Source organism: Streptomyces sp. NPDC028419 (assembly GCF_055565515.1).
Window position 1 is genome coordinate 14,290 of sequence record NZ_JBVHUE010000013.1, and the last position, 16,765, is coordinate 31,054.

12 protein-coding genes are annotated in these 16,765 nt (G+C 70.9%); 6 read left to right on the forward strand and 6 right to left on the reverse strand.

Annotated elements, in window-relative coordinates; genetic code table 11:
• Positions 1–61: 61 nt before the first annotated feature.
• Together ACZ4UB_RS16980 and ACZ4UB_RS16985 are read right to left on the reverse strand one after the other, a co-directional pair.
• Positions 62–268 (reverse strand): DUF5999 family protein, encoded by a 207-nt coding sequence (locus ACZ4UB_RS16980; RefSeq protein ID WP_354382032.1) that lies wholly within the window; start codon positions 266–268, stop codon positions 62–64.
• 299 nt (positions 269–567) lie between these two features.
• Complete coding sequence (locus tag ACZ4UB_RS16985) at positions 568–1,203, reverse strand: hypothetical protein (protein ID WP_468070879.1); 636 nt, start codon at positions 1,201–1,203, stop codon at positions 568–570.
• Positions 1,204–1,698: 495 nt separating this feature from the next.
• On the opposite strand from ACZ4UB_RS16985, the gene ACZ4UB_RS16990 reads away from it, so the two are divergent.
• Positions 1,699–3,234, forward strand: coding sequence for a glutamate-cysteine ligase family protein (locus ACZ4UB_RS16990; RefSeq protein WP_354382030.1), 1,536 nt, complete (start codon positions 1,699–1,701; stop codon positions 3,232–3,234).
• Between the two features lie 181 nt (positions 3,235–3,415).
• Complete coding sequence (locus tag ACZ4UB_RS16995) at positions 3,416–4,213, forward strand: CPBP family intramembrane glutamic endopeptidase (protein ID WP_467962860.1); 798 nt, start codon at positions 3,416–3,418, stop codon at positions 4,211–4,213.
• Between the two features lie 31 nt (positions 4,214–4,244).
• On the opposite strand, the gene ACZ4UB_RS17000 is transcribed toward ACZ4UB_RS16995, so the two are convergent.
• The 4 genes from ACZ4UB_RS17000 to ACZ4UB_RS17015 form a co-directional block, all read right to left on the reverse strand.
• On the reverse strand, positions 4,245–5,072 hold the full coding sequence (locus ACZ4UB_RS17000; RefSeq protein WP_468070882.1) for a PhzF family phenazine biosynthesis protein: 828 nt from the start codon (positions 5,070–5,072) through the stop codon (positions 4,245–4,247).
• A gap of 121 nt (positions 5,073–5,193) precedes the next feature.
• Positions 5,194–6,093 (reverse strand): hypothetical protein, encoded by a 900-nt coding sequence (locus ACZ4UB_RS17005; RefSeq protein WP_468070884.1) that lies wholly within the window; start codon positions 6,091–6,093, stop codon positions 5,194–5,196.
• 50 nt (positions 6,094–6,143) lie between these two features.
• The gene (locus tag ACZ4UB_RS17010; RefSeq protein WP_468070886.1) at positions 6,144–6,656 is read right to left on the reverse strand and encodes a GNAT family N-acetyltransferase; all 513 of its coding nucleotides are present in this window, start codon (positions 6,654–6,656) and stop codon (positions 6,144–6,146) included.
• A gap of 63 nt (positions 6,657–6,719) precedes the next feature.
• Positions 6,720–7,148, reverse strand: coding sequence for a VOC family protein (locus ACZ4UB_RS17015; RefSeq protein WP_468070888.1), 429 nt, complete (start codon positions 7,146–7,148; stop codon positions 6,720–6,722).
• 627 nt (positions 7,149–7,775) lie between these two features.
• Here ACZ4UB_RS17015 and ACZ4UB_RS17020 point away from each other — a divergent pair.
• From ACZ4UB_RS17020 to ACZ4UB_RS17035, 4 genes are all read left to right on the forward strand, one after another.
• On the forward strand, positions 7,776–9,083 hold the full coding sequence (locus tag ACZ4UB_RS17020) for a serine/threonine-protein kinase (RefSeq protein ID WP_468070890.1): 1,308 nt from the start codon (positions 7,776–7,778) through the stop codon (positions 9,081–9,083).
• A 671-nt stretch (positions 9,084–9,754) separates the two neighbouring features.
• Positions 9,755–10,144, forward strand: a complete 390-nt coding sequence (locus ACZ4UB_RS17025; protein ID WP_468070892.1) for a hypothetical protein — start codon at positions 9,755–9,757, stop codon at positions 10,142–10,144.
• Between the two features lie 352 nt (positions 10,145–10,496).
• Positions 10,497–16,265: a PA14 domain-containing protein gene (locus tag ACZ4UB_RS17030; protein ID WP_468070894.1), complete on the forward strand. Its 5,769-nt coding sequence runs from the start codon at positions 10,497–10,499 to the stop codon at positions 16,263–16,265.
• A gap of 11 nt (positions 16,266–16,276) precedes the next feature.
• Entirely contained in the window at positions 16,277–16,759 is a 483-nt protein-coding gene (locus tag ACZ4UB_RS17035; protein ID WP_468070896.1) for a hypothetical protein, read from the forward strand.
• Positions 16,760–16,765 lie beyond the last annotated feature (6 nt).

The window sequence follows — 16,765 nt, forward strand, 5'->3', positions numbered from 1 at the left end:
GTGTCTGTCTTCGTGCGCGTGCGTCGTGCGTGTTCCTCGTGCGCGTTCCTCGGGCGGCTCGCTACGCCGCCTTCACCACCTGCGCCGCCGCGAGCGGGCGGTGCGGAGCGATGATCTGGCCGTCCGGCAGCAGCTCACCGGTGTCCTCGAAGAGCAGGACGCCGTTGCACAGCAGGCTCCAGCCCTGTTCCGGGTGGTTGGCCACGGGATGTGCGGCCTCCCGGTCGGCGGAGTCGGCGCTAGGGCAGGCAGGCTGGTGCTGGCACATGGATACGTTCTTTCGCTGCGGTGTGGTCTGTGTGCTGCGGCTCGATGCGTCGTTCATGGCCGCCCCCCGTATCAATCTCGGTGTGGTCAGGGTCCAGTGTTGCCCTACGGACAGGCGTCCGCAGGGATTTCCGGTAGCTGTCCTCATAGATTGATGACGCATCACCCGTGCGGGCGGTTCAGCTCAACTCCCCTGTCATTTCGGGTGGTTCGGAACTGGCCCGAGCGGGCTAGGCCGAATGGGCACAGTGGGCCACGGGGTCGTCGGAGTCGGGTCGGATCGGGCCGCGGCGGCCCGGTTCAGGCGGCCGGTGCCGCCAGTGAGGGTGGCACCGGCGGGCCCTGGGGGCTCGGCGGGCTCTGGGGGGTGAGGCGGTGGGTCAACACCGGCAGCAACTCCGACACGGGGTGCGGGCGGTAGGCGGCGATGCCCGGCGGGGCGGGTGCCAACGGCACCAGCAGGTCGGCGGCGGCGGGCAGGCCGGCAGAGGCGTCGGCGCCGACCCCCTCGTGCAGCCACAGGGTGAGCATGTACAGCTCCGGTACGGACAGCAGCCGGGGCTGGTAGTTCTTGCCGAGGGATTCCGCCTGGCGCAGGGCGCGTTCGGTGGCGGCGACGTAGGGCCCCTCGAAGAAGTGGGAGAAGGCCCAGCCGTCCGCCGTCAGCCGGGTGTCCGCAGCGGCGACGAAGCGGTCGCCGCTGCGGATCAGGAACCTCCAGCCGGTGAGCCGGGTGCGGGGCGGCCGGCCCGCCGTCGACGGCAGGAACTGGAGCCGGTCCAGTACGTGGACTGGCAGGGGCAGTTCGGCGGTCAGCGGTCCTTGGAGGGAGCGCAGCGCCGGCGTGAGCGCCTCGTGGACCGCGGTGGGGGAACCGAGTGCCGCGAGGACGCTGCGCAGGGCGGGCGCGGGGGCCGGAGGGACATGCAGCGGCATGGTGGGTCGCCTCTCACTTGGGAGACCTGGGAGAACGGGGGCGGGTGCGGACGGCGCTGTCGCATTCTGGGGCCAGAGGGGGGCTGAGGGGCAATGGCCGCGCGCCAACTCTCTGCCTCGTTTGCGGAGTTTATACGACATGTGTTCACGCAGTGTTTCGGCTAGCTGTCCCGCCCATTGCCGACAAGGCGCATACCGGTCCCACTGTGGAGGAATCTCAGCTGCGCGAGCGCGGACATCCTGCGCTGACCTCGGAGGTTACCCGAAGGGCGCTCGGCTGGAAAGCGCCGTTATTGCGTACACGGAAAAGTCGACGGGGGCATTGCGGGATGCCCCTTGCCAGACGAATGTGCCGTAGCGCCCATCGGCCAAACCGGCGCGCGCTGTCCGCCAGTCGTGCCCCCGCCGCGTTATCGATCACTCGGCCGGGGCATCATCGACCGTAACGTGCGCCCGGACGGACCGGGCCGGGCCCACTCGTGGAGGGACGCTTCGATGGGGGAGAAGGTCGTGGCAGGCGGATTCGACCTGTCCGATCGGCAACGGTATCGGAGGAAGCTTCACGAGTGCCTGGAGGGACTGGAGCGGCTTCTGGCGGAGAAGAGGTTCGATCGCCCCAAGAACATGATGGGGCTGGAGATCGAGTTGAATCTCGCGGGTTCCGACGGATTGCCGAGAATGGTGAATGCCCAGGTACTGGAGCGCATTGCGAGCCCCGATTTCCAGACCGAACTCGGCATGTTCAACCTGGAGGTCAACATACTTCCGCACCGGCTCGACGGCCGGGTATTCGACCAGCTCGCGGAAGAACTCAGCGCGAGTCTCGCATATGCCAATCGGCAGGCCGCGGAGATAGACGCCGGGGTGGTGATGATCGGCATCCTGCCCACGATCTCCCGCGGCGACCTCGTCTCCGCGAACCTCTCGGCGGTGGACCGCTACTCGCTGCTGAACGAGCAGATCCTGATGATGCGGGGCGAGGACTTCGTCCTCGACATCGACGGGGTGGAGCGGCTGACCTGGACCTCGGGGTCGATCGTCCCGGAGGCGGCCTGTACCTCGGTCCAGTTGCACCTCCAGGTCACCCCCGCCCGGTTCGCGGACGTGTGGAACGCGGCGCAGGCGGTGGCGGCGGTACAGATAGCCGTGGGCGCCAACTCCCCCTTCCTCTTCGGGCGCGAGCTGTGGCGGGAGTCGCGGCCCCCGCTCTTCCAGCAGGCCACCGACACCCGGCCGCCCGAGCTCCAGGCCCAGGGGGTGCGGCCGCGGACCTGGTTCGGCGAGCGCTGGGTCGACTCGGCGTACGAACTCTTCGCGGAGAACGTCCGCTACTTCCCGGCGCTGCTGCCGATCTGCGACGAGGAGGAGCCGCTGCGGGTGCTCGGCGAGGGCGGGGTGCCCAGCCTCCAGGAACTCGTCCTGCACAACGGCACCGTCTACCGCTGGAACCGGCCCGTGTACGGGGTCGCCGACGGGGTGCCGCACCTGCGGGTGGAGAACCGGGTGCTGCCGGCCGGGCCCACCGTCACCGACGTGGTCGCCAACGCCGCCTTCTACTACGGGCTCGTGCGCACCCTCGCCGACGAACAGCGCCCGGTGTGGAGCCGGCTGCCCTTCGCGGAGGCGGAGGCCAACTTCGACGCGGCCTGCCGCTACGGGATCGACGCGCGGCTGCGCTGGCCGCGCCGGGGCCGGGGCGGGGGACTGGCGAGCGTGCCCGCGGTCCGGCTCGTGCTCGACGAGCTGCTGCCGATGGCGGCGGCCGGGCTCGACGCCTGGGGCATCGAGCCCGCGGACCGGGACCACTACCTCGGGATCATCGAGGAGCGCTGTCGCCGGCGCGCCAACGGGGCGACCTGGCAGGTCGAGACCTACCACCGGGCGCTGGCCGCCGGGCTGGAGCGGGACGCGGCGCTCGCGGCGACCACCCGCCGCTACACCGAGCTCATGTACAAGGGGGACCCCGTGCACACCTGGCCCGCCGGGTTGCCGGAGGAGGAGGTGAGCGCGGCCCTGACCGCGGGGCGGTAGGGCGGTGGGGCGGTGGGGGTGGTCGGGCGGATCCGTTCCGTGCGGCAGCCGGGTTCCGTGCGGTGCGGCGGCCGCCTTCCGTCCGGTGCCCTGTCCTGCCCGGTGATCCCGTTCCGTCGTAGAGCGGGCAGTATGGGGTGGTCGGAGCGGGACGGTGGGTCGGAGCGGGACGGAGTCAGGCGTGCGGGCGGATCCGGAGCCGGTGGTCGGGACCTTGCGCGAGGACGGGCGGCGGGTCCTGCGGACCGAGACGCTGCTGGTGCTCGCCCTGTCGCTGGGGGCGAGCGCGGTCTCGGCGCTCATCAGCTTCATCGGCTCGCTCACCAAACCGGGCGGGCTGAAGGACCAGGCCGCCACGCTCAACGGCTCCTACGCGCCGGGCCGCCCCTGGCTCGACCTGTCCTGGCAGCTCTTCGGGATCGCGACCGCCCTGGTCCCCGTACTCCTCGTGGCCCACCTGCTCACCCGCGAGGGCGCGCCCGGTCTGCGGGTGCTGGGTTTCGACCGCACCCGGCCCCGCGCGGACCTGGGGCGCGGGGCGCTCGTCGCGGCCGGGATCGGCAGCGCCGGGCTCGCCTTCTACTTGGCGGCGCGCGCCTCGGGCTTCAACCTGACGGTGGTGCCGGAAGCGCTGCCCGACGTGTGGTGGAAGTTCCCCGTACTGATCCTCTCCGCGGTGCAGAACTCCGTGGTGGAGGAGGTCATCGTGCTGGCCTACCTGCTGCGCAGGCTGGACGGGCTGGGCTGGTCGCCGACGGCCGCGCTGCTGGCCAGCTCGGTCCTGCGCGGCTCGTACCACCTCTACCAGGGCATCGGCGGCTTCCTGGGCAACGTCGTCATGGGCGTCGTCTTCGTCCTGCTCTACCGGCGCTGGGGCCGGGTCGGGCCGCTGGTGGTCGCGCACGCGCTGCTCGACATCGTGGCCTTCGGCGGGTACGCGCTGCTCGCCGGCAAGGTCGGCTGGCTGCCCACGCCCTGAGGGGCCGGGACGCGGGCTGCGGCGGCCCGGTTCAGGGTGCGGTCAGCAGCTCGCCGTCGAGGACGGTGACGGCGCGCCCGGTCAGGAACGTACGGTCCCCAGCGAGCCGGACCGTGACCAGGCCGGTGCGCGCCGAACCCTGGAAGCCGGTCAACTCGGTGCGGCCCAGGCGCGCGGCCCAGAAGGGGGCGAGCGCGGTGTGCGCGCTGCCGGTGACCGGGTCCTCGTCGACGCCGACGGCGGGGAAGAAGCCGCGGGAGACGAAGTCGTACCCCCGGGCGGGGTCCTCGGCGGCGGCGGTGACGATCAGCCCGCGCTGCGCGTAGGCGGCGATCACCGCGAGGTCGGGACGCAGCTCGCGCACGGCGGTCTCGTCGGCCAGCTCGACCACCAGGTCGCCGATGTGGGCGGCGGTGTCGTGGACCGAGCGCACCTCCACCCCGCCCAGCGCCACGGCGAGGGCTTCCGGGAGCTCGTACGGGCTGAGCGTGGAGGTCGGGAAGTCCATGGTCACCGTGCCGTCGGCGGCCGCCTCGGTGGTGAGGACGCCGCAGCGCGCGGCGAACCGGACCGGTCCGTCCGCCAGGCCGGTGCTGGCCAGGACGTGCGCGGTGGCGAGGGTGGCGTGGCCGCACATGTCGACCTCGGCGGTCGGGGTGAACCAGCGCAGCGCCCAGTCGGCCTCACCGCCGGGCGGCAGCGGGTGCGCGAAGGCGGTCTCGGAGAGGTTGACCTCGGCGGCGACCTGCTGGAGCCAGGCGTCGGGCGGGAAGCCCGCTTCGCCGTCCAGGAGCAGGACTCCGGCGGGGTTGCCCTGGAAGGGCCGGTCGGTGAAGGCGTCGACGATTCGGATGCGCATGCGGTCGACCGTAGGGCGGGCCGTGACCGGAGGACAAAGGCCACTTCGGGGTGGGTGGCCCTGAGGGTGGCCGCCCGTGGGCGGCGCCGCGGCCGGCCGCAGCACCGCTCGTGGGCCGGTGTCAGGTGGCCTGCCGGTGCAGGACCACCACGTCGCCGGCGTCCGGATCGCCCATCAGCACGAACAGCTCGGGCCGCTCCCCGGTCCCCGCCACTTCCCACCGCAGCTCCGCGCTCTCGCACTCGGGGAACGTCAGGACCACGGCCGCCCGCCGGTCGCCCACCGTCTCCCCCGCGGCCGTGGAGCGCCAGGTGCCGCGCCCGCTGCAGTGGCCCACGACGTCGAAGCCGTCGTGCACCGGCAGCTGCTGCGCCGCCGCGTCGCCCCGGTCCCCGAGCGTCAGGCTGACCCCATCGCCCGTCCACCGGCCGACGTAGTCGGCGTGCCCGAGGACGGGCGGCTCGTACGCGGGGGCGATGGCGCCGAGGACGAGGGTGACGAGCGTGGCCACCGCGATCGGCCCGATCGCCCAGAGCCGGATCTTGCCCCGCCGTACCTGCCGCATCCGGGCGAGCACCGCGACCGCCACGGGCGGGAACCCGACGGCGGCAGTCCAGCCGAGGGCGGTGGCGTACGCGGCGCCGGTCAGCACCGAGAGCGGTAGGGCGTACCCGGCGGCGAACGCGACCGTCGCGGGCAGGGCCCAGCGCGGAGCGGCGATCCGGGTGCGCACGCCGAGGGCGTTCGAGGCGAGCATCACCGGGGTGGTGAAGAGCAGGCTGTGCAGCCATCCCGCCGCGTAGGCGAGCGGGGGGCCGAAGACGACCATCACGAACAGTCCGAAGAGCACGGCGATGCCGCCGCCGTAGCCGCGGCCGTAGGGCTCGGCCGCGACCGAGGCGAGCTGGGCGTACAGCGCCGCGCACAGGAGCGTGCCGCCCCCCACGACCTCGGCGCCCGGTGCGATGCCGCTCCAGGCTCGTGAGTGCCGCGGCTGCACGGTGCCGACCTGTCGGTTCACGGCGAGGCCCCCCTCGGGCATCAATTGAACACGTTCAATTGATGCGGACACTACACCCTTGGCGCGCTCGTGTGCTCGTCCCTGTCGAGGGCATGGACGGTGCAGGGGCGGCCGAGGACGGTGTCCTCGCGCAGCGGGGTGAATCCGAGACGCCGGGCGACGGCCGTGGAGGCCGTGTTGCCGTGGTGGATCATGGCGGTGATCCGGTGGAGGCCTAGTGGCCCGAAGCCCCACGCGAGCACGGCCCGGGCGGCCTCGGTGGCGTAGCCGTGTCCCCAGTGCTCGCGGGCGAAGGTCCAGCCGATCTCGGTCTCGTCGAACTGTTCCCACCAGTTCAGGCCGGAGCGTCCGATCGCTTCGCCGGTGCTGCGCAGTTCGACGGCGCACAGGCCGTGACCGCGCCGGGTCCACTGGTCCTGTATCGCCTGCAGGCGTGCGGCGGCCTGCTCCCGGTGGTAGTCGCCGACGAACCGGTTGACCTCGTCGTCCGCGTGGAGGCGCACCCACCAGTCGGTGTCGGCTTCGGTGAGCGGGCGCAGTCGCAGGCGTGGTGTGGTGATCACTGTCGTCGGTCCTCGTGTCCGTGGGTTCGTGGGTCGGGGTCATGGGCGGGGGCGGCGGGCCCCTCAGTCGATGCAGAACTCGTTGCCCTCGATGTCCAGCATGGGGATGCACGCGTCGTTGCCGTCGTACAGCGTCCGCACGTGCACCGCGCCGAGGGGGACCAGGCGTGCGCACTCGGCCTCCAGTGCGGCGAGGCGCTCCTCGCCCACGAGTCCCGTGCCGACCCGGATGTCGAGGTGCAGCCGGTTCTTGGCGGCCTTCCCCTCGGGAACGCGCTGGAAGTACAGCCGCGGACCGACGCCCGAGGGGTCGCTACAGGCGAACCAGGCGTCCCGCTCCTCGGCCGGCTGCGACCGCCTGAAGTCGTCCCAGCTGGCGGATCCGGACGGCGGCGGCGCCGGGACGTACCCCAACACCTCGCACCAGAAGAGGGCGAGGCGCTCGGGCTCGGCGCAGTCGAAGGTGACTTGGAACTTCTTGATCGCTGCCATCGGCCCACCGTAACGGCGCGTCCCGGCGCCGGATCCCCGGGGGCGCCACGCCCCGCGTGGAAGCCGCCGGGCGGTGGCCGAGCGGCCGGGAATCCCCAAGTCCCGGGCGACGGGCTCCTTCTGGCGCAGGCTCGCAGTTTCGGCGGTCGGCACAGCCATGTCGCGCAGGTGCGTGTCGTACTCGGCCGCGTACCCGTCGTCGATCGCCGGGAGGACCCTCCCGAACGCCGCGGTCAGCCGCGCCAAGGAAGCCCGGTACGGCTCCCTGAGCGGGCCTTTGGGCCCGAAACGCACCGGCGCCGGCTGTGCGCGGGCGTGGCGTCCGCGAACTTCCGGACCTGGGCAGGACCGTCATGCCCACGATGGAGATCCTGGCGGCGGGGATGGCTATCAGTGGGCCGCCCATCGACTCGACCCAATCGGAGCAAGGGCGAAGGCTCGCGTTCGCCGCTGCGCGAGAGTTGCGGGGCGTACCGCTGCGCATGCGGGCACGTCGGTGGTGTAATCGCGCAGGGCCTGGCGAGCGGGAACGCTCGGTGTCGGGGAGGGCATGTGGACGAGTTACAGCCGAGCGATCCGCGGCAAGTGGGGCGGTACCGGATAACCGGGCGCCTGGGCGCCGGTGGGATGGGTCAGGTCTATCTGGGGCATTCGCCCAGTGGGCGGCTGGTCGCGGTGAAGGTGGTACGGCCCGAGCTCGCCCAGGATCCTGGATTCCGCCGCCGGTTCGCCCGCGAGGTGGCCGCCGCCCGCAGGGTCACCGGCTTCTTTACGGCCGCCTTGGTCGAAGCCGACCCTGACGGCCCGAGCCCTTGGCTTGCCACGGCCTACGTCCCCGGAATGGCCCTGGACGAGGCCGTCGCTTCGCATGGCCCCTGGCCGGTGGAGTCGGTACGTGCCCTGGGTGCGGGACTCGCCGAGGCGCTGGAGGCCATCCACGCGGCCGGCTTGGTCCACCGGGACCTCAAGCCCTCGAACGTCCTGATCGCGCCGGACGGACCTCGGGTGGTCGACTTCGGGATCTCCGTGGCCCTTGAGGCCACAGCACTCACTCGCACCGGCATGATCGTGGGCACCCCTGGTTTCATGGCGCCCGAACAGCTCACGGGCAAGCCGGTGACACCGGCCACCGATGTGTTCGCCCTCGGAGCCGTGCTGACGTACGCGGCCACCGGCATCGGGCCCTTCGGTACGGGCTCCGCGCAGATGCTCAACTTCCGTATCGCGTACGAGGAACCGGACCTCGGCCTACTGCCGCCGGAGGGTCTGGACGTCGTCGCCCGCTGCCTGGCCAAAGACCCCCGATTGCGCCCGTCCGTGACCGCGCTGATCGAGGAACTCGCCGTGGTGCGCGCCGAGAGCCATCACCCGACCGAGGTCGCCTCTCCCACCTGGCCGCCCACGGCCCTCGCCGAGGCGCCGCCCACTCCTGCCGCCGTGCTCACCACGATTGCGTCGGTCGACGAACCTCAGCCGGTCCCCGCGCCCGTGCCCGCGCCCCGTCGGGTCACCGCGACAGCAGCACCAGCCGTATCGCCGTGGTCCCGCCGCATCGCCATCGCCCCCTTCGGGTCGGCCATCGTGGCGCTGGCGCTCGCCATGCTGCTGCCCCCTGTCGAATGGGCGGGGTCGGCCCTGACCAGCATGGCCGAGGGCTCCTGGCCATTCGTCGTGGCTGCCGCGTTCGGCATCGGCAGCTCCGTCACGGCGATGGTCGTCTCGCGCCGTGATCCCGAGCTTCCCTGGCCAAGATGGCCTCGAATCCTGCACATCGTCGCCGCGGCCGTCAACAGCGGGCTGCTTTACATGGCCGTCACCCGGATGGCCCATGGGGACCTCGCTGTCCTGACATCCGGCGCGTACGCGTACATCGCCGCCTGCACGATGCTGATCTACGGTGCGTTCCGGTTCCCCTCACCGAAGGCCGAGCCTTAGCTCGCTCGCCTGACCCATCTCTCACGATCCAGGTCAGCTGCCGGAGGCGCGCGAGTAGCCCACCTTCGCTGGGACGAGCCAACGCGGACGTCCCCCACGCCGGATTCCCGGCTTCCGCCCCAGGCTCCTGGTCCCTGCCGGGCGCGACACCGACGGCGAGGAGCGCGGCGGCGATGCGTTCGGTCCTCCGTTGACGATCCGGATGACGTCCGCGGTGGCTCTTGTGCTTCATCACCGCATTGATGTCCGCCCCGCGGTCCAGCAGCAGGTCTCGGCAGCCGCACAGGCCCTCTCGGAGCTGCGCACTTCCCCGGAACGCGACCAGATCGGCACGCCGACCGGCTGACGCGTCCACGCAACCGGTCGGGACGGCAGCATTGCGCACCGCCGGTGGATCCGACCTTGGATGACAGCCTTTCGATCGACCGGCTGTGGCCGGAGACGGACCGACCTGTGACAGCGAGGTGGGACGGATTGCCACCGACTTGGGACCAACGCTGTTTAGCGGCGCGGAAGTTGGACCGATCGGGGTGGGCGGAAGCGGTGCCGTCGTCGATGGCCGCGTCGCAGGCCGGAGCAGACAAGGCCCAGATGTGGGCCGGGCGGGACGGTGGCTGCGGGCCCACCGGATTTCCGGGCGGTCAGGCCGTCATGCTCACTAGGATTGACCCATGACCAGTCGACGTCAGCTGATACTTCGCCTGTCACTGCCCCTGCCCCTGCTGTTGGCGTCCACGCTCTCCCTGGCGGCCTGCAGCTCGACGCCCTCCAAGGCCACGGTGGCGGCGCGCGAGTTCGCCAAGTCCGCCTGCACCTCCCTGCAGCAGCTGACCGACCACCTCGCCCGCCCCCGGCCGTCACATCTGACCGACCCCTACTACCAGACCGCCCAGCAGTACCTGAACACGGCGACCAACCGCGCCGCCGACGCGGCTCAACAGGACCACGGCTACCAGGAGTTCGCCGACACCCTGCACCGGGCGGCCGAGACCTGGCAGGTCACCTCCACGCTGGACAAGGCCGAGCCGCTGATCCAGCAGGCGCGGAAGGAGAAGTGCTGACGCTCTCGACCGGCTGGCCGGAGGACCGCTCTTTGCCGTCAGGTGCCCGAGCGCCGCTGGTATTCCGGCATGACGGATTGGTCGCAACTCAGTCATGCTTACGGCTCGGGCTCTGCCCTGAGCCCGTCGATCGCAGGCGGGCGGTGACCATCCGGCCCAGCTGAGGGCACGTCAGATTTATCCAATCCAAGCCGCCAGTCGGCCGATAGGTTCCCACCTCGACCCGAAACGAGCCCCCACGGCAGTGGGGGGTAGGGACGTTCGCGTTCCGGCAGACGTCCGCGGGGTGGGAGGGGTCTTGATGCCTGGGGATAGCGGCAGAGCGCGATTATCCGCGCGGTCATGGCTACGGATGATCGTCTTCGCGTTGGCGATGGCCGTGGTGGTTTCACTGGCGCAGGCGGGGAGCACGCCCTCCGCGTCGGCCGCATCGGCGGCGTCCAGGAAGGTGCCGCGGAACCTGCCGCTCCTTTCGGTCTCGTCACCCGCCGAGCGGAAACCGCAGGCGCCGCAAGCCGAGCCGAAGCAGCCGAAGGCCGACTTCGCGCCCTTGGCGACCGGCGAGCACGTCCGGTTCGACGCGCGAAGGGCGGTGCGCGGCGCCGACGCCGACACCGCACCGCAGACCCGTCCGGTTACCCCGGTCGATGGCGCGGTGGTGGGCACCGAGACCCCGCTGTTGCAGGTGGACTCGGTCGGTGACGGCTTCCTGTACTGCTTCAAGATCTCCACCGGGTTCGACGGCCGCTCGGGCAGCGTGGTGGACTCCGGCTGCCTCGACCAGCCGCAGTGGACGGTCCCCAAGCACGTGCTGCACGACGGCGCCCGCTACACCTGGACGGCGGCCACCGCCGTGGCCGGCGCGACGACGGCGACGCCGCCGCTGTGGGTCGGGCACTTCACGGTCAACCAGCGGGTGGGGGATCCGGGACCGGCGCCGACCGACCACCTGGGGCCGGTGACGGTGAACCTGTTCAACGGCAACGCGCACGTCGAGGCCGCCGGACCGGCGTTCCAGACCGTTGGCGGTTCGGCCGGGGTGAGCCTGGCCTACAACTCTCGGCAGGGCGCGCCGCACGGAGTGCGCGCCTCGTACTTCAACGACTCGCGGCACACGGGCACCCCGGACGCGACCCCCGTGATGGTGCGCGGCGAGTCGCAGGTCAACCTGGACTGGGGCGTCCCGTGGACCGGCAACCCGGACAACCAGCCGTGGCGGGACAACCCGATGCCGCCGGCACTGGACAAGAACTGGTACGTCGTGCGCTGGGAGGGCCAGTTCAAGGCCGCGGTCACCGGTGACTTCCAGTTCGCGGGCGCGCACACCGACGGCGCGCGGGTCTGGGTGGGCGACAAGCTCGTCTACGACAACCCCGGCCCCGCCGATCCAGGCGACGACTTCCTGCTGCCCGGTCCGCGCCAGACCCAGGAGGTCGCCCTCAAGGCCGGCCAGCTGGTGCCGATCCGCGTCGAGCTCTACCACCACTCCGACCAGCGCCCCCGCATGGTGCTGTGGGCCAAGAGCAGCACCGGCGCCGACGACCAGCGCTCCCACAACCTGCAACCGCGGATCGTGCCGACGGAGTGGTTGCTCTCCTCGGACTCGCAGTCGCTGCCAGCGGGTTGGACGCTGTCGGCGCAGTCCAGCGGCTACAGCAGCGCCGAGATGTTGGACGGATCGGTGGTGCTCACCGACTCCGCCGGCGGCAAGCACACCTGGGCCAAGGCGTCCACGGGCGGCTACACGCCGCCGGTGGGCGAGGACGGCGTGCTCGCCTTCGACGGCAAGGGCCAGATCACGGTCACCGAGGGCGAGACGGTGTCGGTGTTCAACGCCGACGGCAGGCTCGCGGCGGTGGAATCGGTATTGGACGGCAAGAAGCCCGCCGCTCTGCAGTACGTCTACGGCGGGAACCCGGCGCGGCTGACCCGGATCAAGGACCCGGTCTCCGGCCGGTCGCACCAGCTCTTCTACAACACCGACGGCAGCGACGGCTGTTACGGCGGCACGTCCCGCCCGCCGGGCGCGGACCGGGCACCCCAGCAGATGCTGTGCCGGATCCGCTACTGGGACGGCAGCGAGACCCGGCTGTGGTACCAGCTGGGCACCCTCGCCCGGATCGAGAACCCGGGCGCGGCCATGCAGGACTTCGACTACGTCGGCCGCGCCTCGGCCAAGCAGCGCTACGAGGAGGCCGGGGACAACGAGGAGGAGAAGCAGCGGGCCCTGGACAGCATCGGGCCGCTGGCCACCCTCCGCGGCAGCCTGGCCTACGACTGGGTGGCCCGCCAGGCCCCGTCCGAGGAGAACGGGTGCACCAACACCGGTGACACGGCGGCCGCTTGTACGGTGATCGGCTACGCCACCGTGATCGAGCAGCCCCAGGAACCGCCGGCCCTGCGCGCGGTGCAGGTGCTGGCCCCGGCCCCGGACGGCCGCTCGAGCGGGCTGCGGGCCGAGCACTTCTACCAGTACTACCTCGAACGCAAGCAGGCCACCGTGGCCCTGGCCGGGGTGTACGACTCCACCCGCTCGCGCACCGTGACGTACGACGACGCGGGCCGCGCGCTGGTCACCACCGACTTCGCCGGCGCGACGATATCCGCCGAGTGGAACGCGAAGGACCAGGCCACCGGCGCGGTCGACAGCGCCGGCCGGCGCTCCACCACGGTCTACGACCACGCCGACCGCCCGGTCGACAAATACGGCCCCGCACCGGCGACGTGCTTCAACGGCCAGACCCCGACACCCGCCTGCGCGGCGAAGGTGCCGCACAGCCACACCGGTTACGACGAGGGGCTCGCGGGACTCTCGGCCGCCTTCTACGACAACCCGGAACTGTCGGGCGTACCCGTCTCCTTCGCCACTGGTGTGGGCGCCGGCGACGGGGCACTGTCCCAGTCCTGGGGAGCGAGCCCGCCGGTGGCGAACACCGGCGGCTGGTCGGGCCGGTTCACCGGCGAGATCCAGTTCCCCGCCGCTGGCGCGTACGGTCTCGGGTTCACCGCGGTCGACGGCGTGCGCCTGTGGGTGGACGACGTCCTGACCGTCGACAGCTGGAGCGACAAACCCTCCACCGCGGTCACCGGCACGTACACCAACACCACGGCAGGCAGCCGCCACCGCGTCCGCGTCGACTACTACAACCGCACGGGCACGACGGGCGCCCTGGCCTTCACCTGGACCCCGCCCGGCACCAGCGCAGCGGCACAAATACCCGGCACCAACCTCGCGCCCCGCTACGGCTGGGCGACCAGCTCCACCACCGACGACACCTCCGGCGGCGACAAGGAACGGGCCCCGTCCAAGCGCAGCACCAGTAGCTACTCCGACCCGACGGCGGGCATCGACCCGGTGTACGGGCTCACCGTGTCCACGACCGTCGATCCCGGTGGTCTGGGCCTGACCGCGCGGACCCGCTACGAGCGGCCGGGCGAAGGCTATCTGCGCAAGCTGGCCACGGCCATGCCCGCCGGCGACGTCGCCAACCTCGACAAGCGGAACACGACCGCCTATTACGGCGACACCGAGACCCGTACCAACCCCTGTGATCCGGGCACTCCGGCCGCCAACCAGGGCGGTATGGCCAAGACCGCCACCGAGGCCAAACCGGGCAACGGCCCGGCGCTCACCGGTGAGACGGTGTACGACGAGGCCGGCCGGGTGGTGGCCCAGCGCGTCAACGACGAGCCGTGGACTTGCACCGGCTACGACGCGCGCGGACGGGTGGTGAAGAAGACCGTTCCTGTGTACGGGGACAAGCCGGGGCGTACCGTCGTCGCCGACTACGCCGTCGGCGGCGACCCGTTGACCTCGAAGATGACCGACGAGAACGGGTCGATCACCACCGTGATCGACCTCCTGGGCCAGGAGATCCGCTACACCGACGCCAACGGCGTCACGTCCGCGTCCACGTACGACCAGGTCGGCCGGCTGGTCAAGGACACGACCACGGTCAAGGGCGTGTCCAGCACCGTGACGTACGCCTGGAACGACGCCAACCAACTGACCACGGTCAAGGTGGACGGGGCCACCATCGCCACCCCCGCCTACAATGCCGCTGCCGAGCTGACCGGTGTCGCCTACGGCAACGGATCCCGCCTCGACTCGCTGACACGCAACGATGCGGGCAAGCCGACGGCGTTGAAGTGGAAGACCTCCGCGTCCACGGTCGTCGACACGGTCGCCCGCTCCCGCGACAACCGTGTCACCGACGACGTGGTGACCGTAGACGGCAAGACCGCCGCGACCTACGCCTACGCCTACGACGCCATGGGCCGACTGACCTCGGCGGCGGTCCCGCACCACCAGCTCACCTACCGCTTCGACCCGACCGACGGCTGCGGCACAGCGAAGGCCGCCGGACAGAACACCAACCGCACCGCATCCACCGACAGCCTCAACGGCGCCCCCGCGGTCACCACCGGCTACTGCTACGACGGCGCCGACCGGCTGACCTCGACCAACGGCGGCCTCACCCTGGCCGCCACCTACGACTCCCACGGCGACGTGGTCAAGCTCGGGGGCGACACCCTGGGCTACGACTCCGCCAAACGGCACATCCAGACCACGACCGCGTCCGGCACCGCGATCTCCTACACCCGGGACCCGTCCGACCGGCTCACCGCCCGCACGGTCACCGGCGCCACCGACGCGTCGAAGAACGGGTCCACCCGATACTCCTACAGCTCCAAACAGGACGACGCCGACCTCATCCTGGACAAGGACGGTGGCCTGCTCCAGCGGATCGTGGCCCTGCCCGGCGGCGTCCTGCTCACCAAGAACTACGACAAGGCCGCCACCACCAACTGGTCCTACCCCAACATCCACGGCGACGTCCTGTTCACCGCCGACGGCACCGCCGCCCGCACCGGCGACCTCCACCTCTATGACCCGTTCGGGCAGAACATCGACCCCGCCACCGGCGCGTTCGCCGACATCCCGATCCCGGCCACCGCGGCCGGCGGCATGGACTTCGGGTGGTTGGGCCAGCACGAGCGGCCGGTGGAGCACCTGGCCGGCCAGCAGGCCATCGAAATGGGCGCACGCGTCTACCTCCCCGTCCTGGGCCGCTTCCTCCAGATCGACCCGGTGGCGGGCGGATCGGCCAACGACTACGACTACGTCAACGCCGACCCGATCAACGGCCTCGACCTCGCCGGAACCTTCAGCTGGAAATCGGTGGTCCACGTCGCGACCACCGCCGCCGAGGTGGTGGCCTACGTGCCGGGCCCGGTCGGCACGGTCGCCTCCGGGGTGGCCGTGGCAGGCCAGCTCGCCCAGGGCAACAAGGCCGCCGCAGCCATGGACGCGTTGGGCATGATCCCCGGCGGCAAGCTCGCCAGTACCGTCGCCAAGTCCGTCGGCAAGGAGGCCTCGACGCTCGGGAAGGCCGCCGAGGCCGTCGAGAAGACGTGTGGCCCCAACTCCTTCGCACCCGACACCCCAGTGGTGATGGCCGACGGCACCACCAAGCCGATCAGCGAGATCTACGAGGGCGACCAGGTCCAGGCCACCGACCCCGCCACCGGTGCCACCGCCGCCGAACCCGTCACGGACGTCATCACCGGCCACGGCACCAAGCACCTGATCGACATCGGCCTCGAAGGGCAGCAACCGGCGACGATCACCGCCACCACCGGCCACCCCATCTGGATCCAGGGCTACGGCTGGATGGACGCGGGGGACATCAGGACCGGTGACCTCGTCGCCAGCGGACCCGGCTCGGCAGCCGTGCGAGTCACCTCGGTCCACGACCGCGGCGAGATCGACAACCAAACCGTCTACAACCTCACCGTCAGCCATATCCACACCTACTATGTACGCGCCGGTGAAACACCGGTTCTGGTTCATAACGCCGGTGGAAGCTCCTGCGGTGGCGTTCCATTTGGAGTGGGTGGCCAAAAGGCTCCGGCGGCCAACAGTAAGAGGAACTTGGACGGCGGCATCTACAAGGATCGCGATACGGCGGTAGCGAGGGCGCAGCAGAAGGTGGCCGAGAACGATTCTGCGAGATTCAGGAAAGAGTGCAGCTCAACGGCCTGCCACGTGCACACGGATGTCTACAACAATCGTGGTGAGGTGCTGGAAACGTGGCACTATCAGTGGCACCGCCCCTAGGAGTAGAACGAATGGACTCTTCCTCTATTCGACGCGCTGCTCGTGAATTCTGCGCCGCGGTGATGGAGCACGCGGCCCTGTGTGAGGACGATCCCGATAACGCGCCTCGCATCATGCCGGCCGTCGCTCGGATCCAGGAACTGGCCAGGTCGTACGGGGATGCCGTGTTGGACAGGTCTGGGTGGAGCAATCCATTGGTGGGCATCGCTCGGGCGATGCCCACCGCTGAACATGAATCGCCCACCACGTCTCCGGGGGAGGAGCCGGGTTCAGAGGGAAGGCGGATGTGGATTTCCGTAATCGACGAGCATGCGCTCTTTGTGGACGACCCAGCCGCTCTGGTTGCCTATGTCGAGAATCGGACGGGTGGAGGCGTGGACGGCGTAACGGAAGCCCTGACCGCGCTGTGCACAATGGACGGCTGGCAGCCCGAACTGATCCCGAAGAACGTCGTCCAGACTGATTGGCGGTCAATCGATGTATGCGAGGGGTGAACGACG

Coding starts and splice junctions, on each gene's coding strand:
- ACZ4UB_RS16980 (WP_354382032.1), bottom strand. CDS start 268: ATGTGCCAGCACCAGCCTGCCTGCCCTAGCGCCGACTCCGCCGACCGG.
- ACZ4UB_RS16985 (WP_468070879.1), bottom strand. CDS start 1,203: ATGCCGCTGCATGTCCCTCCGGCCCCCGCGCCCGCCCTGCGCAGCGTC.
- ACZ4UB_RS16990 (WP_354382030.1), top strand. CDS start 1,699: ATGGGGGAGAAGGTCGTGGCAGGCGGATTCGACCTGTCCGATCGGCAA.
- ACZ4UB_RS17000 (WP_468070882.1), bottom strand. CDS start 5,072: ATGCGCATCCGAATCGTCGACGCCTTCACCGACCGGCCCTTCCAGGGC.
- ACZ4UB_RS17015 (WP_468070888.1), bottom strand. CDS start 7,148: ATGGCAGCGATCAAGAAGTTCCAAGTCACCTTCGACTGCGCCGAGCCC.
- ACZ4UB_RS17020 (WP_468070890.1), top strand. CDS start 7,776: ATGGGTCAGGTCTATCTGGGGCATTCGCCCAGTGGGCGGCTGGTCGCG.
- ACZ4UB_RS17025 (WP_468070892.1), top strand. CDS start 9,755: ATGACCAGTCGACGTCAGCTGATACTTCGCCTGTCACTGCCCCTGCCC.
- ACZ4UB_RS17030 (WP_468070894.1), top strand. CDS start 10,497: ATGATCGTCTTCGCGTTGGCGATGGCCGTGGTGGTTTCACTGGCGCAG.
- ACZ4UB_RS17035 (WP_468070896.1), top strand. CDS start 16,277: ATGGACTCTTCCTCTATTCGACGCGCTGCTCGTGAATTCTGCGCCGCG.